General features: G+C 49.2%; 24 protein-coding genes. 8 read left to right on the forward strand and 16 right to left on the reverse strand.

The features are described 5' to 3' along the window. Positions 1-150 precede the first annotated feature (150 nt). The 8 genes from cysK to JSQ97_RS05960 all read right to left on the reverse strand — a co-directional run bounded on the left by cysK (position 151) and on the right by JSQ97_RS05960 (position 5,914). Positions 151-1,086, reverse strand: a complete 936-nt coding sequence (cysK, locus tag JSQ97_RS05925; RefSeq protein ID WP_205075212.1) for a cysteine synthase A — start codon at positions 1,084-1,086, stop codon at positions 151-153. An 18-nt stretch (positions 1,087-1,104) separates the two neighbouring features. Beyond that, positions 1,105-1,533, reverse strand: a complete 429-nt coding sequence (locus tag JSQ97_RS05930) for an RrF2 family transcriptional regulator (RefSeq protein ID WP_205075213.1) — start codon at positions 1,531-1,533, stop codon at positions 1,105-1,107. Between the two features lie 226 nt (positions 1,534-1,759). After that, positions 1,760-2,737, reverse strand: a complete 978-nt coding sequence (locus JSQ97_RS05935; RefSeq protein WP_205075214.1) for a zinc-binding dehydrogenase — start codon at positions 2,735-2,737, stop codon at positions 1,760-1,762. A gap of 55 nt (positions 2,738-2,792) precedes the next feature. After that, on the reverse strand, positions 2,793-3,263 hold the full coding sequence (locus JSQ97_RS05940; protein WP_239446996.1) for a pyridoxamine 5'-phosphate oxidase family protein: 471 nt from the start codon (positions 3,261-3,263) through the stop codon (positions 2,793-2,795). 119 nt (positions 3,264-3,382) lie between these two features. Next, on the reverse strand, positions 3,383-4,525 hold the full coding sequence (locus JSQ97_RS05945) for a radical SAM/SPASM domain-containing protein (protein ID WP_205075216.1): 1,143 nt from the start codon (positions 4,523-4,525) through the stop codon (positions 3,383-3,385). A 60-nt stretch (positions 4,526-4,585) separates the two neighbouring features. Beyond that, positions 4,586-4,852, reverse strand: a complete 267-nt coding sequence (acgA, locus tag JSQ97_RS05950) for an ACGX-repeat peptide (protein ID WP_205075217.1) — start codon at positions 4,850-4,852, stop codon at positions 4,586-4,588. 81 nt (positions 4,853-4,933) lie between these two features. Further along, complete coding sequence (locus JSQ97_RS05955) at positions 4,934-5,266, reverse strand: winged helix-turn-helix transcriptional regulator (RefSeq protein ID WP_205075218.1); 333 nt, start codon at positions 5,264-5,266, stop codon at positions 4,934-4,936. Positions 5,267-5,293: 27 nt separating this feature from the next. Then, entirely contained in the window at positions 5,294-5,914 is a 621-nt protein-coding gene (locus JSQ97_RS05960; RefSeq protein ID WP_205075219.1) for a 4Fe-4S binding protein, read from the reverse strand. Between the two features lie 368 nt (positions 5,915-6,282). Here JSQ97_RS05960 and JSQ97_RS05965 point away from each other — a divergent pair, with 368 nt between their 5' ends. The 5 genes from JSQ97_RS05965 (at position 6,283) to proC (ending at position 11,332) form a co-directional block, all read left to right on the forward strand. Then, the gene (locus JSQ97_RS05965) at positions 6,283-7,488 is read left to right on the forward strand and encodes an HD-GYP domain-containing protein (RefSeq protein WP_205075220.1); all 1,206 of its coding nucleotides are present in this window, start codon (positions 6,283-6,285) and stop codon (positions 7,486-7,488) included. A gap of 80 nt (positions 7,489-7,568) precedes the next feature. Next, positions 7,569-8,096, forward strand: coding sequence for a hypothetical protein (locus JSQ97_RS05970; RefSeq protein WP_205075221.1), 528 nt, complete (start codon positions 7,569-7,571; stop codon positions 8,094-8,096). 116 nt (positions 8,097-8,212) lie between these two features. Further along, the gene (locus JSQ97_RS05975) at positions 8,213-9,499 is read left to right on the forward strand and encodes a glutamate-5-semialdehyde dehydrogenase (RefSeq protein ID WP_205075222.1); all 1,287 of its coding nucleotides are present in this window, start codon (positions 8,213-8,215) and stop codon (positions 9,497-9,499) included. Continuing rightward, on the forward strand, positions 9,496-10,347 hold the full coding sequence (gene proB / locus JSQ97_RS05980) for a glutamate 5-kinase (RefSeq protein ID WP_205075223.1): 852 nt from the start codon (positions 9,496-9,498) through the stop codon (positions 10,345-10,347). The genes JSQ97_RS05975 and proB overlap by 4 nt, the downstream gene beginning before the upstream one ends. A 166-nt stretch (positions 10,348-10,513) precedes the next feature. Next, entirely contained in the window at positions 10,514-11,332 is an 819-nt protein-coding gene (gene proC / locus JSQ97_RS05985; protein WP_205075224.1) for a pyrroline-5-carboxylate reductase, read from the forward strand. A 55-nt stretch (positions 11,333-11,387) separates the two neighbouring features. Here the strand turns inward: proC and JSQ97_RS05990 are convergent, their stop codons facing one another. From JSQ97_RS05990 to JSQ97_RS06005, 4 genes are all read right to left on the reverse strand, one after another. Then, positions 11,388-13,124, reverse strand: a complete 1,737-nt coding sequence (locus JSQ97_RS05990) for an AMP-dependent synthetase/ligase (RefSeq protein WP_205075225.1) — start codon at positions 13,122-13,124, stop codon at positions 11,388-11,390. Between the two features lie 92 nt (positions 13,125-13,216). Continuing rightward, a complete protein-coding gene (locus tag JSQ97_RS05995) occupies positions 13,217-13,504 on the reverse strand; it encodes a DUF4160 domain-containing protein (protein WP_239446997.1) in 288 nt (95 codons plus the stop codon). After that, entirely contained in the window at positions 13,491-13,721 is a 231-nt protein-coding gene (locus JSQ97_RS06000) for a DUF7723 family protein (protein ID WP_021329641.1), read from the reverse strand. The genes JSQ97_RS05995 and JSQ97_RS06000 overlap by 14 nt, the downstream gene beginning before the upstream one ends. After that, positions 13,714-13,983 carry a DUF7724 family protein gene (locus tag JSQ97_RS06005; RefSeq protein ID WP_205075226.1) on the reverse strand — a complete coding sequence of 90 codons (270 nt, stop codon included), beginning with the start codon at positions 13,981-13,983 and terminating at the stop codon, positions 13,714-13,716. Before JSQ97_RS06005 ends, JSQ97_RS06000 begins: the two co-directional genes overlap by 8 nt. A 132-nt stretch (positions 13,984-14,115) precedes the next feature. On the opposite strand from JSQ97_RS06005, the gene JSQ97_RS06010 reads away from it, so the two are divergent. Beyond that, positions 14,116-15,210 (forward strand): C40 family peptidase, encoded by a 1,095-nt coding sequence (locus JSQ97_RS06010; RefSeq protein WP_205075227.1) that lies wholly within the window; start codon positions 14,116-14,118, stop codon positions 15,208-15,210. Positions 15,211-15,286: 76 nt separating this feature from the next. Next, the gene (locus JSQ97_RS06015; RefSeq protein ID WP_205075228.1) at positions 15,287-16,513 is read left to right on the forward strand and encodes a chloride channel protein; all 1,227 of its coding nucleotides are present in this window, start codon (positions 15,287-15,289) and stop codon (positions 16,511-16,513) included. Positions 16,514-16,540: 27 nt separating this feature from the next. Here JSQ97_RS06015 and ettA read toward each other — a convergent pair whose 3' ends face one another. The 4 genes from ettA to JSQ97_RS06035 form a co-directional block, all read right to left on the reverse strand. Beyond that, positions 16,541-18,301 carry an energy-dependent translational throttle protein EttA gene (gene ettA / locus JSQ97_RS06020; RefSeq protein WP_205075229.1) on the reverse strand — a complete coding sequence of 587 codons (1,761 nt, stop codon included), beginning with the start codon at positions 18,299-18,301 and terminating at the stop codon, positions 16,541-16,543. A 347-nt stretch (positions 18,302-18,648) separates the two neighbouring features. Continuing rightward, on the reverse strand, positions 18,649-19,089 hold the full coding sequence (locus JSQ97_RS06025; RefSeq protein ID WP_205075230.1) for a YbaN family protein: 441 nt from the start codon (positions 19,087-19,089) through the stop codon (positions 18,649-18,651). Positions 19,090-19,107: 18 nt separating this feature from the next. Continuing rightward, positions 19,108-20,811, reverse strand: coding sequence for an amino acid ABC transporter ATP-binding/permease protein (locus JSQ97_RS06030; RefSeq protein ID WP_205075231.1), 1,704 nt, complete (start codon positions 20,809-20,811; stop codon positions 19,108-19,110). After that, complete coding sequence (locus JSQ97_RS06035) at positions 20,808-22,544, reverse strand: ABC transporter ATP-binding protein/permease (protein ID WP_205075232.1); 1,737 nt, start codon at positions 22,542-22,544, stop codon at positions 20,808-20,810. Before JSQ97_RS06035 ends, JSQ97_RS06030 begins: the two co-directional genes overlap by 4 nt. A gap of 198 nt (positions 22,545-22,742) precedes the next feature. Here JSQ97_RS06035 and JSQ97_RS06040 point away from each other — a divergent pair, with 198 nt between their 5' ends. Beyond that, positions 22,743-23,027: a transcriptional repressor gene (locus JSQ97_RS06040; protein ID WP_205075233.1), complete on the forward strand. Its 285-nt coding sequence runs from the start codon at positions 22,743-22,745 to the stop codon at positions 23,025-23,027. Positions 23,028-23,042: the final 15 nt, after the last annotated feature.

Raw genomic sequence — 23,042 nt, forward strand, 5'->3', positions numbered from 1 at the left:
CGGTCTGCCGCGGCGAACGGCAGGGCTGCTGCCGGGAGTGCAGCCGATTTTTTACGGTAATGGTTATTTTTTGGGGAATATAGATTCTCATGTGTAAGCCCTGATTGCATCACGTATATCGCGTAAAAAACGACCGGCGCTGCGTATTTTTCAGTCCGTAAACAACGGTGTCGACATATAGCGGTCGGCAGAATCGGGGAGCAGCACGACGATCGTTTTATCTTTAAATTCCGCGCGCTTTGCAACTTCGTACGCCGCCCACAGTGCGGCTCCGGACGAAATACCGGCGAGTATGCCTTCCGTTTTTCCGAAGTCTTTTGCCGCCGAAAACGCATCTTCGTCTTTTACTGCGACAACTTCGTTGTAAATTTTTTTATCGAGCGTATCGGGGATAAAGTTTGCGCCGAGACCTTGGATTTTGTGCGGACCGGCATAGCCTTCCGAAAGAAGCGGAGACGAAGCGGGCTCGACCGCAAAGATTTTTACGTTTTTATTTTTTGTACGCAAAAATTTTCCGATGCCGGAAAGCGTACCTCCCGTTCCGACGCCTGCAACGAAAGCGTCGACGTGTCCGCTGCAGGCTTCCCAGATTTCGGGACCGGTCGTTTTGAAATGCGTTTCGGGATTTACGGGATTCGTAAATTGGTTCGGTATAAAACCGTGCGGCGTGTTCTTTGCGATTTCATTCGCTTTGTCGACGGCACCTTTCATTCCCTGTGAGCCGTCCGTAAGTACGATTTCCGCGCCGTACGCTTTTAATAAATTGCGCCGTTCGACGGACATCGTTTCGGGCATCGTTAGAACGAGGCGCAGTCCGCAGCTCGCACATACCGATGCGAGAGCGATCCCCGTATTGCCGCTCGTCGGTTCGATGATGACGGAATCTTTTTTGATTTTACCCGTTTTGATCCCGTCGTCTATCATCGCTTTTGCGATACGGTCTTTAACGCTTCCGGCGGGATTGAAGTATTCAAGTTTTGCGAGGATGCGTGCGTGGAGCGAGAGGCGCTTTTCCGTATTTTTGATTTCGATCATCGGCGTATGTCCGATGAGATCGCTCAGTTTTGCTGCGATTTTTTCCGCCACGGCGATTACCTCCGTATCTTAAATGCTGTAGTCGAGCGTTTCGGGAAGCACGGTGAGTTGATCGAGGGTTATGCCGTCGAGGTACGCGTTGATCACTTTTCCGAGCCCTTCCCACAGTTTTATGGTCGCGCAGATCGATTGGCGGCTGCATCCCGTCGCATTGGCTTCGAGACAGCTCACCGGTGCCAAATCGCCTTCGGTGATGCGCAGTATTTCGCCGACGGTATATTGATTTTTCGGCCTTGCGAGTTTGTAGCCGCCCTGCGGTCCGCGTACGCTTTGCAAAAGTCCGTATTTGCTCAAAAGAGAAGTGATCTGTTCGAGGTATTTTATCGAAATAGCCTGCCGCTCCGAAATATCTTTCAACGGGATAAATTCGTCCTGCTTGTGTTGAGCCAAATCGATCATAAAGCGGAGCGCATATCTGCCGCGCGTTGATATTTTCATATTTTCCTACTGAAAAACTAGTATATCCGATCGCGGTGATTTTGTAAAGGAAAAAGAAGAAAAGAAGAAAAAGCAATAATTGTTCGGGGCGGCTAATAAAATATATTTTCGGAAAACTTTCCGAATTTTGTTAAATTTGCAATAGCACATAAATATTAATTTCTGAAAGACAAGCTCGCGTTTAACGAAATCGCACTAATTGAAAAATAAAATATTTTCTTGCCGTTTACAGTTCCACGACGATTTTGCCGTTTACCTTGCCGCCGTCGCATGCTTCGCAGGCTTTTCCAATATCGCGGAAAGCAAACTTTTCTCCGACAAGCGGATTTAATTTGTGTTCGGCTAAAAAAGCGAAAATCGAATCGATGTCGGCTTGTGTCGGGAAATTGCTGTGAAAGCCGGTCAGATATACGCCGCTCGGAATTTCCTGAATGGGAGCAAAATTGTCAAGTACAAACACGCCGCCGAGCACACCCGTATTACAGACGATGCCGCCTGAAGCGGTACACCGCAACGTATCGCGCAAGGTTTTACAGCCGACCAGTTCCAAAACTTTATTGAAGCGGCCTTGATATTTTTCGTTCAGATTACTGTCGTCCAAAATACACTCGTCCGCTCCCGCATTTTTAAGCAAACTCAATTTGCTTTCACGGTGCGTTGTTGCGGCGACACGGCAGCCTATCGCTTTTGCAATTTGAATTGAAGCGTAACCGAGTGCGCAGGTACCGCCGCGGATCAAAAGCTCATCGTCTTTTTGCAGCCGCAAACAGCGGAACAAAGAACCCCACGCGGTAAAATATGTTTCGGGAACAGCGGCGATATCCGTCCATGCCATATCGGACTGTATTGCAAAAACATGGTGAAAAGGAAGCAGGGCATATTCGGCATAGCTGCCGTTGAAGCTACGCCCCATTCCTCCCATGAGCGCAACGACTTTTTGTCCGGCGGAAAAATGAGTATCGGAAGCATCCGCAATTTCGCCTACGCATTCGATACCGGGGATAATCGGTTTTTGTATGTAGTCATGTTCAATTTCAAATTGCCGTAAGATTTGTTCGGAATGGTTGAGTCCGAATGCATGGATCTTTACGAGTACCCATCCGCTCTTTACGGCGGGGACGGGAACATCGGTTAAAACAATGTCTTTTGCCGCGGTCGGTTCGGTCAGTACCACAGCCTTCATCATCTTCGGTATTGTATGCATCACAACCTCCTGCTTTAATTTTGTTTTCAGGTTTTTATCAGTGAAAACTTGTTTATTATTGTACCGCGGTATCGAATCGGTTTGTCAGTTTATAGCTGCGGGGCGATAATCCCTTTGTAAACGAATTGAACTCCGCCCATGTTTCAGTCAGGTAATAGGCGACTACGGCCTCCCGGTTGTTGCCGAACTGCGAAGTCAGCACCGGGCTTTCCTCGAAGCAACGGTTTACGACAGCCGGATCTTTTGTAAAATTCACCTTGCCGCCCAACCGCACATAGGTCATGGTTTCCGGATCGCAGATACACAGTTGAATATACGGGTGCGCGCGCAATTCGGCATAGGAAGCATAAAACTCCACAGTATCGAAATACAGAACGCCGTCCTGTTCAAACTTAAATTCAATAGGGCGAATCTGCGGATTGCCGTCCAAGCCGAGTGTGGTACCGTATTGCAGGGAAAAACGATCGAAGATTTTTGTGACAACGCTCAAACCGTCCTCGTAATCCAGCGATTGAAAAAACTCCAAATTCGTCATAGGAGCATTCTCCTTTCGGCCGGCTGCCGTATAACAGAGAATACCGATCAAAAAAATGCCGCACAGAACCGGTATAATTTTCCGTGCCGGCTTAAGCTGCTTTAAACCGCTCATACGACTTCCTTCCAGCATTGCGGATCGGCGGCATAAAAATCTCCGCCGCAGCTTCCGCTTGCAACGGCGGGACAGCCGCGGCAATACGGCAGCAACTCACATTTTGAGCACTTGTTGAATTTTCCGTAGTCGCGGTAGGCTTCCATTTTTTTGCCCGTCCATACATCGGCCAGCCGCTCATCGCATGCGTTCCCGACACGGCTGTTTGCTACGCGGCGGCAGGCGTAAATATCGCCCGTCGGTAAAATCGTGATATGGCAATTCCCGCAATTACAGCCGCCGGAAATGATAAGTTTGTCGAAATTGTACCCGACGCCGGGAATCGACGGATCGGAAACCGTTCCCGCATCCGATGTTCCGGAAGCCGAAGTTACCTTATCCGCCGGGGTATGAGCGGGCAATTCAAAGCGTCCGTGTTCGTAATCGAAAAGCGTCCATAGATGATCTTTTCGATTAAAATAAGTTTTACAGTTTTGGTTTTCATAAGCAGTGTAGATGACATCAACCTGCTCAAGAAAGTCGCGATAACGTTCGGGTGCAATATACCAATCGCTTTTTTCGTTGCCCTTACCGTCACTCGTCGGAACATATCGGGCAAACGCATACACCTGAGCTTCGGCACGGACGACCGCGTCGATCACGGCAGGAATTTCATCAATATTCGTACCGCTGACTGTCGTCATAATAACGCTTGTTATGCCGGCGTCATTGATAACTTTGATTTTTTCGAGTGTGGTTTTAAAACTGCCCGGCTTTCTAAACCAGTCATGTGTGTGCTCCATACCGTCGATGCTCATTTGATACTTATCGCAGCCGTAATCGCGCATCTTACGACATACTTCGTCCGTCAGATGAAACGGATTTCCCATAAGCGTAAAAGGGATATCGTGTTCTTTTATAAGCGAAAGCAAAAACCAAAAATGCGGATGCAAAATCGGATCGCCGCCGGTGATATAAAAATACGGAAGCCGATCGAATTTTTGACAGAATTCCAATGCGTTAAAAAAAACGTGTTCGATCCGCACGCGGTTCATTGTTACTAATGCAGGGTGTCCTTCGGCAAAGATGTAACAGTGTTTACAGCGTTGGTCGCATTCGTCGGTGATGTGCCATTGGAAGGCAAAATATTCATGTGCCATATCGATAAAAAAAAGGACGGCAGCATAAAAATCTACCGTCCGCTATAATCTCCAAACGGATTACTTTCCGCCTGCTCCGCACGCAGAACCGCAGGCCGCAGGTTTTTTCTCAGGCTTAGCCGGTTTACCGGCACCGCACGCAGAACCGCAGGCGGCGGGCTTTTTTTCGGGCTTTGCCGGTTTGTCCGCGCCGCAGGCAGAACCGCAGGCCGCAGGTTTTTTATCAGGCTTAGCCGGTTTTCCGGAACCGCATGCCGTACCGCACGCCGCTCCCTTGTTAGGGCTTTCCTTCGTTTCATTCCAATCGGCAAGATTTGAAAGTGCCATATTAGCCTCCTAGTAAAATATACTGATTACAGTATAACACAATTGTGACCATAAAAAAAGAACGCACCTTTTTGTAACCGCTTATCTTTTTACCTGTGTTTTATAATAAGTACCCCAACTCCGCATTTCTTCAAGAAGCGGCCGCAGCGTTTCTCCGAGCGGAGAAAGCGCATATTCGACGATTTTCGGCGGTGTACTTTCGATTTCGCTTCGGACAATGATTCCGTCGTCTTCCATAGAGCGTAAACTTTCCGTCAGCACTTTTTGGCTGATTCCTTCAAGATCGTTTTTCAACTCATTAAACCGCCACGGTCTGATAAGCAGATTCCTGATAATGAACAGTTTCCATTTACTGCCAAGCACCTGTATTGTTGTTGCGACGGGACAATCGGGTAAATCTTCTTTCTTTTTCATATCCGTACCTTTCTAAAATTTACGTTTTTAAATATCGGCTCGTTTTACAATAGCTTGCACCGGACAATTTTCCCAACAGCTTCCGCAATGAAGGCAATGTTCTTGTCGAATGACAAACGGACGCCCCGCTGTAATACATCTTTGCGGGCAGTTTTTTGCACATTTTCCGCATTCAATACAGGAGTCTGTTATATGATATCCCTTTGCTTCAATTTTGCCGCTGCCGATCATATAGCTTTCTCGGAAAATCGGATTTACGCCAAGATTGAAATATTCAATACTTGCATTGAGAATTTCAAATATAATTCCGATATTGCGTGTATCTGCGGGATAGACATTAGAAAGATAGGGCTGCTCGGAAAAAATTTTGTCAATCCAATATTTCTGTTTTTCCTGATCTACCGGCATAGCTTTTGCCGACAGGCGAATCATTTCTTTATATCTTGTATATCCGAGAATTTGTACCCTGCCGTCGGAAAGTAACTCCTTACAAAAATCCTTTCCTCTGGCGGTAAAAAAATACAGAGCATTCGGTTCGTAGTGGATGGCACTAATATTGCGTACCTGTGGATTTCCTTTTTCATCTACGGTTGCAAAGGCAAGAACGCCGACATATTGCAGTTTTTCCAAACAAGTTTTTGCATCCATATTTTCTCCCCGTATAAAAGTCAGTGTATCAATATTTACCTCAGCCTGCCGGGTGCTTCATCATGTTAAAGTAATTCCGAATATGAAACAAGAGCGCACTTTTTTGTAACCGCCTGCCTGCTTTTTATAATAGGGCTCCATATATGCATGCAGGGTAAATCTTTTTTCTTTTTCATACGATGAATATCGATTTTGTAAAGGAAAAGAAAGTTAATATAGAATTAATTTATTATACTATTTACATTTTTATAAAATATGTTATATATAGTATATTTATGGAAGCACTATATGAAAGCGTACGCCTTTTCAGAGGTGCATTCAGACAGTTAATTTCGGTTTAGAAAAAGTTTTAACGAGAGAGAATTACAATGCAGCCGAACTCAAGCGTTGATTTCTTCGACGAAAACGAACGTCGGGTAAATCAAGTTGTCGTAAAATTATACAGTTTATTCACATTTGCGGGGCCGGTCATGCTCGCCGCGCGGTATTTCAATATCTTTCCGAAAGCGAATTATACGCTTTTATTCGCTTATACGCTTTTTTTCACAGTTTCAAGCATTTTTTTATTTTGGTTTATACGGCGCGTTCCGTACGCGCATTATACGAAATACATTACGCTCGGCGCGCTTGAGCTGCTCGTTATTTTCCTTTCGATTATGCCGGGTATATCGGTTTTTATTTTGTATGTGCTCGTACCGGTATTGAGCTGCATGTATTATAAAAAGCACTTTACCTATCGGGTGATCATCGCCTGTTATATCATGATGATCGCGTCGCTGTATATCAGGAGTCGAGCGGTGCAGCCCTATCCTGCAGGAGCGCTTTACGGTATACGCTGGTTTATAACATACGGCAGCGGTTCAACGCTCGAATATATATTCTGCGTTATCCTTTCGTATAATGTCGTATCGTCGGCGCACGAGAGCCTGCAAAAACAGTACGAACAGGATGTTCGTATCCGCGCCATGCAGACAAAGCTCATCGCTGGTTTTGCAAACCTCGTCGAATCGAAAGACTATACGACGGGCGAACACGTTAAACGTACGAGCGAATACGTACGGCGTATCAGCTTAAAGCTGCGTGAACTCGGTCATTATACCGATGAGTTGACCGACGACGTTATCGATACGATGACGAAGGCGGCGCCGCTTCACGATTTGGGAAAGATAAGCATTCCCGAAGACGTCCTTTCAAAGTCGGGACCGCTGACGGATCAGGAATTCGAAATGATACGAAAACATCCGCTGTACGGCGCGAGTTTGATCGAAAAATATCTTTCCGGTATAGAAACCGATGAGTACACGGAAACCGCTCGATCGATGACGCTCGGACATCATGAATGGTGGAACGGCGAAGGCTATCCGCAGCACGTTTCGGGAACGGATATTCCGCTTGCCGCGCGCATTATGGCGGCCGCGGATGTGCTTGACGCGCTGCTGAGCAAACGTCCGTACAAAGAAGCGCTTTCCGTCGATGAAACCGTTGACACCATTAAACGGCTGTCGGGCAAACAGTTCGATCCGAAAGTCGTCGAAGCCGTAGAAGCGATACGCGCGAGCCTTATCGCCTCTTAAATAATGGGTAATGGATGAAACACATTACACATTAAAAAGCGCTTATTGAATAAAGGACAGCAATATTATATTATTATTATATGGTCTGGACGATAGAAGAGTTTGTAGATAAAAAAACCGTCGATGCCCTTTCCGTATTTGTCAAATCGAATGACGAAAAAGATTTTTCCGGTGCAACGGATATCATCGTACAAGCGTTCGGCTTCGGTAATCAATCGTTTTCGCAAAGAAATGCGGCCGATGACGCCAAACTGACGGTGAGTTTTAAAAATAATCTTGCATTGTTGATTCAAAAAACGTGGGTTGAAAAAACGGATATCGAATTGAAAGAGCGTATCCTCTATCAGCTTGAACAGTTCCGCTCCGATCCCGCGCAGACGTGGAAAGCGTCTTATGCGCCGTTTCTCGATATTCTCTATAATGCGGTGTATCTCATGTTCGGAGAGCAGGTGCACACGGACGATTTCAATGAATACGCGCTGCGCATCGATCCCGAATTCGGCACGTACTGGTGGTATGTAGGCAGTTTGCCGCGCAATGCCGATTGGCCCGAAACGAAGTGCCGCCATGCGATTTTGCTCGGGATGTATTTCCTTGCAAACTATTAGGACGAAAGGCGAGTTTCGAAAGTATTTCTAAATAACGCTGTGCTTTCGGCGAGAACTTCGTTTGTAAATGCGGCCGGGTTCAGCGTGTTCCCGGCTTTTTGTTTTTGAGGCTGACGATGGATTTAAATAACGTATGCGCTTCCCTCCGGCGAGGATCTGAAAAACTTGCCCTGCAAACCGCGGAGCAAAAAAACCGCGCCCTTGAAGTTGTTGCCGCCCGTATCGATTCCTGCCGTTCCGCGCTCCTTGCGGCGAACGCGCTCGACGTGAGCCGTGCCGAAAAGGCGGGTATGCCGCGCGCTCTTGTCGAACGCCTTTCGCTCGATGATAAAAAAATCGACGATATCATCGCAGGTATGCGCATCGTCATCGCTCAGGAGGATCCCGTGGGCGAAGTCGTCGCCGGCCGGACTTGCCCGAACGGTATGCGGATACGGCAAGTGCGCGTTCCGCTCGGCGTCGCGGCGATCATCTACGAATCGCGGCCGAACGTTACCGTGGATGCCTTTTGTCTCGCATACAAAAGCGGCAATGCGATTTTGCTGCGCGGATCGTCTTCCGCGCTCGAATCGAATAAAGCGCTCGTTTGCGCGATCAAAGACGGATTGCAAAAAGCGGGCGTTCCCGAAGCGGTCGAACTTTCGGAAAGCGAAAGCCGCGAAGATGTTACGGAGATTTTACACGCCGTCGGAAAAATCGATGTCGTGATTCCGCGCGGCGGCAAAGCGCTCATACAAAACGTCGTGCAAAACGCGCGCGTGCCGGTCATCGAAACGGGAAGCGGCGTGTGTCACCTCTATGTCGATGAAACGGCGGACGCGGAGACGGCGGCGTCGATTGCCGAAAACGCAAAGCTCCAACGTCCCGGCGCGTGCAATGCGATCGAATGTATTTTGGTCAATAAAAAAATCGCGGATGATTTTTTGCCGCTGCTTGAAAAAAAATTGGCCGGTCGTGCGCAGCTCCGCGCGGACGATGTGTGCTATCCGATTTTGAAAGACGCATATGAAAAAGACGAAGCTGCAAAAGGCGGGTTCTACGGGGCGGACTGCGTTGTGCACGCGAAGGATGAAGACTTCGGATTTGAATTTCTCGATTACGTGTGCGCCGTCCGCGCCGTCGACTCGGTCGATGAAGCGATCGAATTCATAAACGTACACAACACGAAACATTCCGAATGCATCGTGACGAACGACCTCTCTCACGCCCGTAAATTTCAAGCGCAAGTCGATGCCGCCTGTGTCTATGTCAATGCATCGACGCGCTTTACCGACGGCGGAGAGTTCGGCTTCGGTGCGGAACTCGGCATAAGCACGCAAAAACTCCATGCGCGCGGGCCTATGGGCATCAAAGCGCTGACGACGACGAAATACGTCATCGACGGCGAAGGACAAATTCGATGAGTGAAACGGAAGCGGGAAACGGAAAAGCGATCGCTGAAATTATTAATCGGTCGCGGAAAATCGTTATCAAAATCGGCAGCAACACGCTTGCGGATGCGACGGGTTTGCCGAACGACGGCTTTATGGAAAACTTCGCACGTCAAACGAAGGCGCTCATCGACGGCGGCAAACAGATCGTCGTCGTGTCGTCCGGCGCGCAGATCAGCGGGCTTGCGACGATCAAAGAGTGGGCCAGAAAGCGCGACGTTCACTATCGGCAGGCGCTGTGCGCGATCGGGCAGGTCGAACTCATGGACAGATGGCGGAGCGCGTTCAATAAATACGGTCTGCATATCGGTCAGCTGCTTTTGACAAAGGACGATTTTACGAACGACCATCGCACGCTCAATATACGGAATACGCTTTTTACGCTCGTCGACGAAGGTGTCGTGCCGATCATCAACGAAAACGATTCGGTGTCTTTCGATGAAATCAGGATCGGCGATAACGACAATCTGAGCGCGCTGACGGCGGTTTTGTGGAGCGCGGATCTTTTGATTTTGTTCAGCGACATCGACGGCGTTTACACCGACAATCCCAAGACGAACAAAGACGCAAAACTCGTTGCGACGGTAACCGATATCGCTTCTCTTCGAAAATCGATTACGATCGGTGCGACGAATTCGTTCGGTACCGGGGGCATCGAAACGAAACTCGAAGCGGCCGAACTTTCGACGTCGTACGGGATCCCGCTCCTTCTTGCAAAGGGTACGGAAAATGCGATTGAAAATCTCGCGGCGGGAAAGGAATGCGGTACGCTCTTTTTTGCCGATGAAGAAAAACTGCTGCAGGATATCAGGCGGTCTTGAAACGCGAGTTAATGGTTCTGAAACCGCATCGAATATGCGATTGCAGAAATTATGCGAAAACCGACAGCGTATGTGCATTCGTGGGAACCGGCATTGAATACGCGTTTGTAAAAACGGCAGTGCTTGCGGCTGGTCATTGATTATTAATTTTTAAAGTGAGGCGGATATGGCGGATGCTTTCGATATGAAAAAAATCACGGTAAGCGTTATCGGCTGCGGGGCGATGGGAGGAACGGTTATCCGCGCGCTGTGCAAAAAAATCGATCCGCAGTCGGTGAAAGTGAGCGCAAAACATTTTGAACACGCCGAAGCGATCGCGGCGGAAACGAAGTGCGTCGCGGTTCCGACGAATTCGGAAGCCGCCCGAAAAAGCGATTACGTTTTTATCGCGGTAAAGCCCGCTTACGTTCTTTCCGTGCTTGAAGAGATTTCGGACTCTCTCAAAGGCGATGCGACGGTCGTTTCCATGGCCGCAGGTGTTCCGCTTGATGCTCTCTCTAAAGCTTCGGGAAAACCCGTTGTGCGCATTATGCCGAATATGCCCGTTTCCGTAGGAGAAGGGATGACCGCCCTTGCAGCTTCAAGCGATGTAAGCGAAGAGAGCGTTGCGGCTATATGCGCCCTCCTCGAAGCTTCGGGGAAAGTCGAGCGCGTCGATGAAAAACTTATGGACTGCGTAACGGCGGTGAGCGGTTCGGGGCCGGCATACGCGTTCGTGTTTATCGAAGCGCTTGCCGATGCCGCCGTCCGCTCGGGTATGCCGAGAGATGCGGCCTACGTCTATGCGGCGCAGACGGTAAAGGGAGCGGCCGCTGCGGTTCTTGCCGGCGGAAAAAGTCCCGCCGCTCTGAAAGATGCCGTATGCTCTCCCGGCGGCACGACGATCGAAGGGGTCGCCGCTTTGGAAAAAGGCGGCTTCCGATCGGCGGTATTCGATGCCGTAAAAGCCGCCTGTGAAAAATCCGCCGCAATGAGCAAACGGTAAGACGCCGGCTTGTTTTCGCAAATCGGCCGGCATCGTTTATTGTTTTTGTGCGTTATTATTTTTTGTAATTCCGTTTTACTTTGAGCGTCGTCGTCATTTCCAACGGTTTATCGAGTATCGTTATCTTCGTGATTCGCGCATAAGGCTGCAGCGTGTGATTTACCGCATCGACGTCGGCTTGAATCAAATGACGTATGTCATCGTTCGAAAAAGAATCGCCTCGTTCTATGCCGATTTTTTTGAACGCTTCGTCGCTCGGATAGATTAGCGCTTCTATGCTTTCCGATTTCGATTCGTCGTCTTCGACATAACCTTGCGCCGTGATCTGCTGAATATTGTCGTAGAGCTGGAACGCGTCTTCGATCTCTTCGGGATACACGTTTTTTCCGCCCGACGTGACGATGATGTTCTTTGCCCGTCCGCACAGCGAAATATAGCGTTCGTCGTCGATTTTGCCGACATCGCCCGTTTTGAAAAAGCCGTCGTCGGTAAACATTTTCGCAGTTTCTTCCGGCATATTGTAATAGCCTTTCATTACCATCGGGCCTTTCACGGCGATTTCTCCGATGCCGTCTTTATCGGGATTGAGAATTTTAACTTCTTCGTACGGATAAAAATCTTTTCCGACGCTTTCGATTTTAAAACGTTCGACCGGATTCAGCGCGATGATGGGGCTCGTTTCGGTCAAGCCGTATCCTTGAATAAAATTGATACCCGCAGCGTTGTACGCTTTGAACACGCTCGAAGAAAGCGGACCGCCTCCGCAGATCGCGACGCGCAGCGTGTAGATGTTCGCCTGTTCGAGTACCGCTTTGAACAGCACTTTTCCGGGATTTTTTCCGGTGAGTTTTTTGACGAGGTAGGAAAATCCCATGAGAAAACGCATGATGCCTGCGACGAGTACGCCTTTTTCACGGATGCCTTTTTTTATGCCGGCGAGCAGTTTGTTGTATAAAAGCGGCACACCGAGCATGACGGTGATCTTGCCTTCGCGCAGTTCTCGCATGAGGCGGGAGACGGCCATGTTTTTCCCGAATACGATTTCGGCTCCCGTCGACAGCGGATTGATAAACGCCGCCTGCATCGTGTATGCGTGGTGGATCGGAAGGAGCGCGTAAAATACGTCTCCGTTGTAGTGTCTGAAATTCAGCTGCGCGATATAGCAATCGCTTATTAAATTTTCGTGCGTGAGCATGACACCTTTGGGCGTACCCGTCGTTCCCGACGTAAATAAAATCGCCGCGACGTCGCCGCTTTCGGCTTCCCGGTTCGGTTCGATTTTACCGTCGGCTTTTAAATTACAAACATAGGTTTCCGGGTACTTCGGACTCAGCGACATGACTTTCAAAGAGGCGGCATTGCGTGCGAACGATTCGTATTTTTCTTCATCGACGAAGATGATTTTCGGATCCGATACGCGCAGGAGATTGTCGACTTCGTTGTCGCGCAGCGCGTAATCGATCGGGACGACGATACCGCCGGCGAAAAGGATCGCCAAATACGCGACCGCCCACTCGGGCGAATTCTTTCCGGTTACGGCAACCCGATCTCCTTTTTTAACTCCGTTCGCCGTGAGCCATACTGCAAGCGATTCTATATTTTTCAGCGCTTGCGCGTAACTGAAAGACCGTTTCGAAGCGTTCGGGCCGTCGAAATCGGTAAAGCACGGACTGTCGGGAAACCGCTCGGCGGAGATTCGGAACACTTGCGGAAAAGTCGGCCATTCGCCGTCGAACACTTTGCCGCGGTATGAATCGAGAAACGACCAGGGTAAATCATTTGTGTTTGTCATAATGTACTATTTTATCACATAATTGTGAAATCGGGGGGATAAATTTATGTGATTTATGTCTGTCTGAATCCTGTCGGAAGGGATTGCTGAAATTATTTTCCCGTGAAGAATCCGCTGTCGCTGAGTGCCGACCACTTTTTATACATTTCTTTATAATTTTCTTTGATGAATTTTTGGATGATTTTTAATTCTTTTTGAGACAGTACGCCCTTTTTCTGAATTTCCGTACCGCCGTTTTCTTTTACAAAAAATTTTGCAGCACCTTCTTCCGTTAATTTTGAATCGCTCGCATGGACATGAAATGCTTCAATGATACATTTTGCGGTAAAATACAGATAATAGCCGCAAACTTTAAAATCATAATATTTAGGCAATTTCATTCTCCATATATTTCCAGCTCCGTTTTAAATAATCTTTTACAATCGAAATTTCAATATCATCCATTGTGGTTTCAAGAACTTCGTTTTTTCGCGAAAAAACCGCCGCATGTGCCGTATTGTTGAGATTTAAGACGCGGACTCCCGATTCGTGTTTAAAAAAAGCATAACCGTCTATTATAACATCAGCCTTGTTCGCCAGTTCTTTTACATCAAGCATTTTTTAACCGTACCTCTTTTATTTGTTTTAAAAAATCCCCAGGGTCTATAAATAAATTTTTCAACATCGGTACTAAATCGATGTACTCTTCTACGGCACCCGTTGTGTCGTAATCGGCTGTCACGACAAGATATCCGTTATCCCAATGTTTGATTTCATCGTATTTGCGTAAGTGAGAAGAAGTTCTAAAGCGAATTGCATATTGATTAAAATCAAATTCCGAATAATTTCCGGAACAGCTTAAATATGCATAATTTCCCATTTTAGAATCCTCGCCGTATCAACTTTTGATACAACTATAGCATAAACTGGTTATATCTTCTACCGTTTAAAACGTAATGTATTTCCCTAAAAACCGCTGAAAAAATTACCGCTTTTCGCCTATAATAGAAGTATGGGAATCTTACGAAGGAGTCTGCACGTCGGCATTTTTTTGTTCGCGCTCTGCGCATCGGTCTATGCCGGATCGAAAACGGAAGCGTCGCAGATGAAACGCGAAGCGCTTATCGCGGACGCAAAAAAATATATCGGCTCTCCGTATGTTACTGGCGCGACCGGTCCGCAATCGTTCGACTGTTCCGGCTTTATTTATTTTATCGCGCGGAAGTCGGCAAAGGTGCAGCTTCCTCGAAGCGCTCATGCGATGTACCGTTTTGTCGAGCATATTTCGGACGATGAAATCGAAGCGGGCGATTTGCTGTTTTTTTCGGCATCTTCGTCGGGGCGCATAACGCATGTCGGTCTGTACATAGGCAATGATAAAATGATCCACGCGGCGAGCGACGGTCCGAAAACGGGCGTTATCGTTTCGTCGCGGAACGAGCGATATTGGAAGACGCATTACGTCGGCGCGGGGCGTTTTATTTCTTCGGCAAAAGGAGCGGCCGGCGCGGCTTCGGACAACTCCGATAAACAAAAATCCGATGCGCCTTCTTCCGGTAAAGATCGCGATAAAAGAACAAGAGGCGGCGGTTCCGGTGCATTTATCGATAACTTTTACTGCAGTTTTTCGGCGGCAATCGATTGGTCGCTTTTTAAGGATAATGCTTTTGACGCAAATTTCCGCGGTGCTTGTACCGAAGCCGACGTAACGATTTCGAAATGGCCGCTTTGTCCGGGAGTCGGAACGATGATTCGGGGATACGAAGGAGGTGCGGTTTTCGTTCCGCTTATGCTCGTGCTGTCGCCGGTCGATTCTGTCCGTATATATGCCGGTCCTGCCGTCGCACTCGGCGCTCCGACGTTTTCAGGCGAACGCATGAGCGTATCCTCTTTTCCCGGCGTTTTCGGCGTATCTTTTTGTACGCCGCCGCTCGATGCGGGCAGCGTGTCGATCCGTTTTACGCAGGACATCTCGTATACCGTTTTTAAAAAACGCGACGGCTCAATGCCTTCCTTTGGCGATGCGTTTTGCACGGGCTTTGCACTTGTGACGGGCATACGTGTGAGCCTTCCGATGCGCGCTTTCGGCGGCAAGCGCGGTACATGACACGTTTTCAAAATAATTTTTCAAATTTTTTCAAACCGATAGACGCGGAATTGTGAAATAATTATAATCGTATGTTATGCGCACGTTTCATATATGGTGGTATCGAATTTTATCCGCGCTCAAAATAGGCGCGCTGTCCTGCGCAGTCGGCGTGTGTTCCGGTGCCGTGTGCGCGGTATTCGGCCGCGGCTTATTATTAATTAATAATTTTCGCGACGCACATCAAATATTTTTAATTCCGCTTTTGCCGCTGCTCGGGCTTTGTATCGTGTTCGTATACGACAAATGGGGCGGCGGCGCAGAAGAGGGTATGAATCTCGTGTTCGCCGCAGAGTTTGACGACGGACGGACGATTCCGTTCCGCATGGTGCCGCTTGCCGTCGGCGCAACGTGGCTCGGACACGTCGGAGGGGCGAGTGTAGGGCGGGAGGGAGTTGCCTGTCAAATCGGTGCAGTGATCGGCTATACCGTCGGAAAGCTCGTAAAAAACAAACGCCTCGCGCAGACTTTTATCATTGCGGGTATGGCCGGCGGTTTTGCGGGTTTGTTCCGTACGCCCTTCGCTGCGGTGTGCTTTGCGCTCGAAGTGATGATCACGGGACGTCTCTTTTATTATGCGCTCGTGCCGACGATTATCGCTGCGGGAAGCGCATCGGCCGTTTCGGGACTCTTCGGCGTTACGCACGAATATTCACCGCTTCCCGATATGGGCGGCGCAGCGGCTTTTACGCTGCCCTTTATCGCAAAGCTCACAGTGCTCGCCCTGCTTTTTTGCGCCGCGGGGCAGCTTTTTGCGCATCTTTTAAAATATTGCTACAGTCATTTTCAATCTTGGCTGCCGAATAAATACAAGCGGGTTTTTATCGTCGGCGTGGTTTTGAGCGCGCTGCTTTTTGTCGCCCATCGCGGAAGATACGCGGGTTTGAGTTTTCAGATAACCGATGCGATTTTTGCGGGCGGAAACGTGTTTGCGTACGACTGGATTTTAAAATTACTGTTTACCGTTGTCTGCCTTTCTGCCGGTTTTCAAGGCGGAGAGCTTACGCCGCTTTTTATCATCGGTTCGGCTTTCGGCTATGTCGCTGCTCCTCTTTTCGGTTTGCCCCCGCTTTTGGGAGCTGCGCTCGGACACGGCGCGGTGTTCGGCAGCGCGACGAATACGCTCCTTGCGCCGATCGCGATCACGGGCGCGGTGTTCGGTTTTCAATACATGCCGCTCTTCGCGTTCGTGTGCGCCGTCGCGTTTTACTGCAACGGCAATCACAGCATCTATCGCTTGCAGCGCGCCGCGACTCGCTGGTAGCCGCATTTTCCGTGTACGCCGCCTGCGCTATCGCGTGAGCTTTCTGTACACGACCCTGCGCGGCACTTCGACATCGTCTCCGAACTGGGCTTTCCGCCACGCCGCGTACTCCGACCAGTTGCCTTCGAAAAAGCGTACTTGGCTGTTGTTTTCAAAGGCGAGTATGTGCGTGCAGATCCTGTCCAAAAACCAGCGGTCGTGGCTGACGACGAGCGCACATCCGGCAAAGTCTTCGAGGGCTTCTTCGAGCGCGCGCACCGTCTGCACGTCCAAGTCGTTCGTCGGTTCGTCGAGCATTAAAACGTTACCCGCTTCTTTGAGCATCATGCCGAGATTCAGCCGATTTTTTTCGCCGCCGGAAAGCACGCCGCTCTTTTTATTCTGTTCCGCGCCGGAAAAATTGAACCACGAACAATAGGCATGCGCATTCACTTCGCGCACTCCGCCTTCAAGCGCTCTGCCTTTTTCATCGACTGCGCCGAGCTTGACGATATCCTGTCCGCCGGAAAGCAGTTCGTACACCGTTTTGTCGGGATCGAGCTTCGAGCGGAGCTGATCGACGTACACCAATTTTACCGTCGAGCCGATTTTGATTTCACCGGAATCCGGTTTTTCTCCGCCCTCTTTGCCGTCGAGCCGTTCGGCAGTTTGACCTGCGGCATCCGCGATCAATTTGAACAGCGTCGTCTTTCCCGCGCCGTTCGGTCCCACGATGCCGACGATCGCGCCCGCCGGAATATGAAACGAAAGATTTTCGAACAGGAGTTTGTCGCCGTACGATTTTGTTAAATTTTCCGCATCGATAACCGCCCCTCCGAGCCTGGGGCCTGCGGGGATCGAAATCTGCGTGTCTTTGAGCGCGGTTTTGCCGCTTTGCGAAAGCAGTTCGTTGTAGCGCGTAATGTGTTCTTTGTGTTTTGCCTGCCTGCCCTTCGCACCCATGTGGATCCACTCGAGTTCGCGCTGCATCGCTTTGCGCCGTTCGCTTTCACCCTTTTCTTCCAGTGCAAGGCGCGCTTCTTTTTGTTCAAGCCAGCTCGAATAATTGCCTTTAAACGGATAACCTTCGCCGCGGTCGAGTTCCAAAATCCAACCGGCCACATCGTCGAGAAAATAACGGTCGTGCGTGATCGCGATGACCGTACCCTCGTAATCGTTCAAATGCTTTTCAAGCCACGCGACCGTTTCCGCGTCCAAGTGGTTCGTCGGTTCGTCGAGCAAAAGGATATCGGGCTTTTGCAAAAGCAGCCGGCACAGTGCAACACGCCTGCGCTCACCGCCGGAAAGCACGTCGACGATCTGATCTCCCGGCGGACAACGCAGCGCTTCCATCGCGAGCTCCAAATTCGCATCGAGATTCCACGCATCGAGCGCGTCAAGTTTTTCCTGCAGCTCCGCCTGCCGCGCGCCGAGTTTGTCGAAGTCCGCGTCGGGATCTCCGAACGCTTCGTTTACTTTATCGAATTCCGCAAGGAGGTCGGTAATCTCTTTGACCCCTTCGCCGACGATCTCTCTGACCGTTTTCCCCGCTTCGAGTTCCGGCTCCTGTTCGAGATAGCCGATCGAATAGCCCGGCGCGAGATGCGTTTCACCCGTAAACTCCGTATCGCGTCCCGCAAGTATTTTAAACAGGCTCGATTTACCCGATCCGTTCGGCCCGATGACGCCGATCTTTGCACCGTAATAATACGAAATGCCGATATTTTTCAAAACGACTTTTGTGCCGTACGCGCGGCTCACATCGTCCATCGTGTAGATGATTTTTTTATTGTCAACCGTCTTTGCCATGCGCACATCATATCGGAAAAAATCGAATACTGCAAGTTTTCGATTCGCGTTCTTCGATTATTAAAACTTAATAATAGCGATTGATAAATTATTAATAATATTCTCAACTGCCGATATTATCGCACAGTGCATTCTATTTTTTATTAATTTTTTTGAGGGTGAGGGCGTGCCCCTCGCGTTTCTCGGGTCGGGCTTTGCGGGGTTCCGCGCTCGCGCGCTCCATTCCTCCGCTCGCTCATCGCTCGCTCCGGAACTTTCGCCCCTCCAATCCCTCACGCACGGCGAACAAAGGACCGCCGCTTTCCTACGCCGGCAGATTTATCGAATCGACTTTCGCCTATCTATTTTTAAACGGCTCTATCGTTTTCCGAATCTTGTGCCGTATCGATATTGCCGCATTGATTTTGCGTTTTACCCGATATTGTCTTTACGCCGAACAAAAAGTAGACGATGTGGCATACCCACACGACAGCAAGACAAATTCTGCCGACAGGAACCCGCTTCATCATAATAAAGCCCGTGAGCATTACCGCCGTCACCGTAGCGATAACCGAAATCTTCGTTTTCAGCGTCATCGCTTTATGCTCGACAAAACTTTCCAAATGCTTTTTATACAGCGATGTGCCTATAAACCAGTCGTGCAATCTCTTCGAACTTTTGGCAAAGCAAAAAACGGTTGCCAAATAAAAGGGCACGGTCGGAAGAATCGGCAGTGCGATACCGACGGTGCCTAATCCCAGCGCGATAAAACCGAGAATTATCCACAAGATGCGAATCGGGTTTTTCATTTCAACTCCTATCAACTCTTATAAAAATTTTTCCATTTCAAAAACGGTATGTGCGATATTCAGCGTCGACATTCGATGCGATACGATGACGACGGTTTTACGTTTTGATTTTTCGTTGAGCGATTTTAAGATGATGCCTTCGTTCAGCGAATCGAGATTGCTCGTCGGCTCGTCAAAAAGCATGATCGGCGCGTCGTGCAAAAAGGCGCGGGCAAGTCCTATGCGCTGCCGCTCTCCGCCGGAGAGTGTACTCCCCAGTTCTCCGACTTCCGTGTCGTATCCGTCGGGAAGCGAAGAGACGAATTCGTCGAGCGACGCTTTTTTTGCCGCATCGATTATTTCTTCGCGTGTCGCGCCGATTTTGCCGATCGCGATATTGTTCGCAATCGTGTCGCGAAAGAGGGACGTTTCCTGCGTTACGTAGGATTCCGCAGCTCGGAGGGATGCCGTATCGATCGTCCGTATGTCTTTTTTCGAAAGCGAAACGCTTCCCGACTGCACGTCCCAAAAGCGCATGAGCAGTTTTAAAAGCGTCGATTTGCCGCAGCCGGACGGTCCGTGAATGCCGAAAATCTTCCGGCCGGGAATCGCGAGCGAAAAATTCGTCAGGATGTTTTCCGCGCCGTAGGAAAAATCGGCGTTTGCAATATCGATGCCGTTTACGGCAAAGGCTTTTTCGGCGTTTTCGTCGTTCGTACTGCCGTTTGTCACTTCTTCGACGATCGGCTTTTCATCGAGCAGAGAGAGGACTCTTTCTCCGCTTGCAAGCGTCTGCATCAAATTGTTCGAAAGATTCGACAGTGCGACGACCGGCCCGAATGAGCTCATCAAAGCGGTTGTCGTTACGACGACGTTTCCGACTGAAGCGTTGCCGGCAAAAAAAGAGCGGAGCATCAGATAAAAAACCGCGGCGTCGAAGGCGATGATGACGAGATTGGTGATCGCGCGCTGATAGGATTCGAGCGCCGAAAGTTTTTTTTGCATTTGCGTCAGTTCCTGCGAGCGTCTTTCCAATTCCGACAGACGCTTTTTGCCGCAGCCGTATTGTATCGTTTCGTCCAGCCCGCGAAGCGAATCGAGAACGAAGCTTCCGAGCGCTCCGAAGGCGTTTCGGAATTTGAGACCGTCCGTACCTCCGAGCTTTGCGTTAACGATCGGGATGACGGCGCCGACCGTTATATACGCGCATAAGGTGACGATTCCGGCCGCGGCGCTTCCGTGCCATATAAAAACGGTCATGCACGCCGACACGATGAGCGCGATCGCAACCGGCGAAATCGTGTGCGCATAAAAGACTTCGAGCAGTTCGATATCCGTCGTTATTATCGAAATGAGGTTGCCTTTATCTTTGCCTTCGAGTTTTGCGGGGCAGAGTTCGCGGAACTTTGCAAAGATGCGGTGTCTGATGACGGCGAGCAATTTAAATGCGATAAAGTGATTGCAGTACTGTTCCGCGTAATGGAAGATGCCGCGGCATACTGCAAACGCGATCAAAAAGTACGGCAAGATCCGAATCGGTATCAAGGGGACGCTTTGCCCGGCGATGCCTGCGATTCCCGAAGCGGCCGACACCGTTACGGCTATCGCGCACAAGTGTCCGATGCTGCCGAAAAAAATCGCGAGCAGCATGACGGGGATGAGCGTCCGTACGAGGACGATGAGGCGTGCCATAATCGAAAATACGTTTTTTCTTTCGGCTTTTCGCTGCGTATCGATATTCATCGTTTTGCCTCCGCCGCATAGGTTTCGAGTTTTCGCTGTTCGCCGTACATCGCTGCATACTTTCCTTTCCGTTTTATCAACTCGTCGTGCGTACCCGATTCGATGACATGTCCGCCGTCGAGCATGTATATGCACGCCGCGTCGGAAACGTTCGACAGTTTATGCGAAATCACGATGACGGTTTTCTTTTTTGCCAAAGTTTTGACCACATCCATAATCATCGCTTCGCTTTCCGCATCGACATTCGATGTCGCTTCGTCGAATACGTAGACGGCACTGTCGTGGAGCAATGCGCGGGCGAGTGCGAGACGTTGCCGCTGACCACCCGATAAGTTGCCTCCCTTTTCCGAAAGCTCCGTTTCGAGCCCGTTTTGCGTTTGTAAAAAATCCCACAAGTTGACTTTTTGCAATGCGCGCTGCATATCCGTTTCCGAAGCGTCCGCATTTCCCATGCACAGATTGTACGCGACCGTACCTTTGAAAATATAGCTTTCGTGAGTGACGAGTGTCGCCGCGTTCATGACGACGTCTTCGCGTATCGAAGCGAGTTCGATTTTATTAAAACGAATGCTGCCCGAATAGCCTTTGCTGCGCGTCATGATGAGAGAAGCGATCGTGCTTTTGCCGCATCCCGATTTTCCGACGATCGACGTCAGCGATTTCGGTTTGCACGCGAGCGAAATATCTTTTAATATATTTCGTTCGGGGGAATACGCAAACGAAACGTCGGAGAATTCTACGGCAACGGAAGCGCCGGAAAGGACGGCGGAACGTTCGCCTTTTTCCGGCAGATCGAGCAGGGCAAAAATTTTGTCCGAGGCTGCCATGCCGTTCATCGCAACGTGAAAAAAAGAGCCGAGCAGTCTCAGCGGAATAAAGAATTCCGCAGCGAGCAATACGATCATAAGACAGCCGCCGAGGGTAATTCCTCCGCGCGCGAATTCGCCGAGCGCGATGATCATACCGATTGCCGCTCCGCCGTACGCCATGATATCCATGACGCTTGTACTGTTCAGCTGCATGGAAAGTACTTTCATCGTAATCCGCCGGAAGTTTTCGGCCTCCCTGTCCATTTCGACAGCCTTTTGTTCATCGGCCCGATAGATTTTCAAAGTCGTCAAGCCCTGCAGATTTTCCAAAAAGCCGTCGCCGAGTTTTGCATAGCGCGACCAATATTTTCGTAAAAGGTATTTTGCGATTTTCATGATGACGGCGATCGAAAGGGGGATGAGCGGTACGCACAAGAGCAGGACGGCGCTTGCTTTTATACTGACGAACGACAAAAAGGCAAACAGCGTTAAAGGTGCGAGTAAACTGTAGCCGAACTGCGAAAGATATTTTCCGAAATATATTTCGAGCTGTTCGACGCCGTCGGAGGCGAGCTGTACGATTTCCGCAGTCGGTGCGGAGTTTCGGTATGAAGCGCCTAAGCGCAAAAGTTTTTCGTACATGTGCTTTCGAAGCGTTATTTTAACGTCGGCGCTCGCTTTGTATGATGCGGCGACGTAGAAGCGGTCGGATACGAATCGGACGGCAAAGCAGCACAGTGCCGCACCAGCGTACAGCGGGGCGAGAGGGACGATCGACTCATGAACGAATAGTTTTTGTACGATATCGCTTATAAAAAAGACAATCGTTATTTGACAGAGCAGTGAAAGCCATTGGCAAAGCACTTGCAGAAGCACGAATTTTTTTGCGTGCGACAGCAATTTTATTAAATGAATTTTAATCATGCGTTTTCCTTATTTTGTGTGCCGTTTCAGCTTTGCGCGAGTTGTGCATTGCTAACCAATGTAGCGAATAAACATTTATGCGTCAATCAATCTATTGACACAGTGCGATTTAAATATTAGCATAAGCTAATAATAGTTGCTTTTAGGTAACTTTTTAGGCCTGTCCGGTTTTTGAAGATTGCCGATATATTTTAAAACATGAAATATCTATTTAAAGAAATACTTGCATCTTTCAGAGAAAACAAAATGCGCGTGACGGATCAGCGTAAACAGCTGCTTGAGATTATATTGCAAAACCCCGATTTGTCGCCGAAAGAGATATTGTACATTGCGCATAAAAAAGACAGTTCGATCGGACGGGCGACCGTATACAGAATGGTACATTCTCTTCAAGAGCTCGGATATATTCGGCGGCAGTATGTTAAAATAATACCGAAAGGGCGAAGTGCAGATTCTCAGATCGCCGTATCGCGCTCTCCTTAAATGCAGCGTAAATAA

The sequence above is a fragment of the Treponema sp. Marseille-Q4523 genome (assembly GCF_016901105.1).
In the GTDB taxonomy this organism is placed as follows: Bacteria; Spirochaetota; Spirochaetia; order Treponematales; family Treponemataceae; genus Treponema_D.

Bases quoted from the DNA above. Each gene is read 5' to 3' on its own strand.
- JSQ97_RS05930 (WP_205075213.1), bottom strand. From the start codon at position 1,533: ATGAAAATATCAACGCGCGGCAGATATGCGCTCCGCTTTATGATCGAT.
- JSQ97_RS05935 (WP_205075214.1), bottom strand. From the start codon at position 2,737: ATGCATACAATACCGAAGATGATGAAGGCTGTGGTACTGACCGAACCG.
- JSQ97_RS05945 (WP_205075216.1), bottom strand. From the start codon at position 4,525: ATGGCACATGAATATTTTGCCTTCCAATGGCACATCACCGACGAATGC.
- acgA (WP_205075217.1), bottom strand. From the start codon at position 4,852: ATGGCACTTTCAAATCTTGCCGATTGGAATGAAACGAAGGAAAGCCCT.
- JSQ97_RS05955 (WP_205075218.1), bottom strand. From the start codon at position 5,266: ATGAAAAAGAAAGAAGATTTACCCGATTGTCCCGTCGCAACAACAATA.
- JSQ97_RS05960 (WP_205075219.1), bottom strand. From the start codon at position 5,914: ATGGATGCAAAAACTTGTTTGGAAAAACTGCAATATGTCGGCGTTCTT.
- JSQ97_RS05965 (WP_205075220.1), top strand. From the start codon at position 6,283: ATGCAGCCGAACTCAAGCGTTGATTTCTTCGACGAAAACGAACGTCGG.
- JSQ97_RS05970 (WP_205075221.1), top strand. From the start codon at position 7,569: ATGGTCTGGACGATAGAAGAGTTTGTAGATAAAAAAACCGTCGATGCC.
- JSQ97_RS05975 (WP_205075222.1), top strand. From the start codon at position 8,213: ATGGATTTAAATAACGTATGCGCTTCCCTCCGGCGAGGATCTGAAAAA.
- proB (WP_205075223.1), top strand. From the start codon at position 9,496: ATGAGTGAAACGGAAGCGGGAAACGGAAAAGCGATCGCTGAAATTATT.
- proC (WP_205075224.1), top strand. From the start codon at position 10,514: ATGGCGGATGCTTTCGATATGAAAAAAATCACGGTAAGCGTTATCGGC.
- JSQ97_RS05990 (WP_205075225.1), bottom strand. From the start codon at position 13,124: ATGACAAACACAAATGATTTACCCTGGTCGTTTCTCGATTCATACCGC.
- JSQ97_RS05995 (WP_239446997.1), bottom strand. From the start codon at position 13,504: ATGAAATTGCCTAAATATTATGATTTTAAAGTTTGCGGCTATTATCTG.
- JSQ97_RS06000 (WP_021329641.1), bottom strand. From the start codon at position 13,721: ATGCTTGATGTAAAAGAACTGGCGAACAAGGCTGATGTTATAATAGAC.
- JSQ97_RS06005 (WP_205075226.1), bottom strand. From the start codon at position 13,983: ATGGGAAATTATGCATATTTAAGCTGTTCCGGAAATTATTCGGAATTT.
- JSQ97_RS06010 (WP_205075227.1), top strand. From the start codon at position 14,116: ATGGGAATCTTACGAAGGAGTCTGCACGTCGGCATTTTTTTGTTCGCG.
- JSQ97_RS06015 (WP_205075228.1), top strand. From the start codon at position 15,287: ATGCGCACGTTTCATATATGGTGGTATCGAATTTTATCCGCGCTCAAA.
- ettA (WP_205075229.1), bottom strand. From the start codon at position 18,301: ATGGCAAAGACGGTTGACAATAAAAAAATCATCTACACGATGGACGAT.
- JSQ97_RS06025 (WP_205075230.1), bottom strand. From the start codon at position 19,089: ATGAAAAACCCGATTCGCATCTTGTGGATAATTCTCGGTTTTATCGCG.
- JSQ97_RS06030 (WP_205075231.1), bottom strand. From the start codon at position 20,811: ATGAATATCGATACGCAGCGAAAAGCCGAAAGAAAAAACGTATTTTCG.
- JSQ97_RS06035 (WP_205075232.1), bottom strand. From the start codon at position 22,544: ATGATTAAAATTCATTTAATAAAATTGCTGTCGCACGCAAAAAAATTC.
- JSQ97_RS06040 (WP_205075233.1), top strand. From the start codon at position 22,743: ATGAAATATCTATTTAAAGAAATACTTGCATCTTTCAGAGAAAACAAA.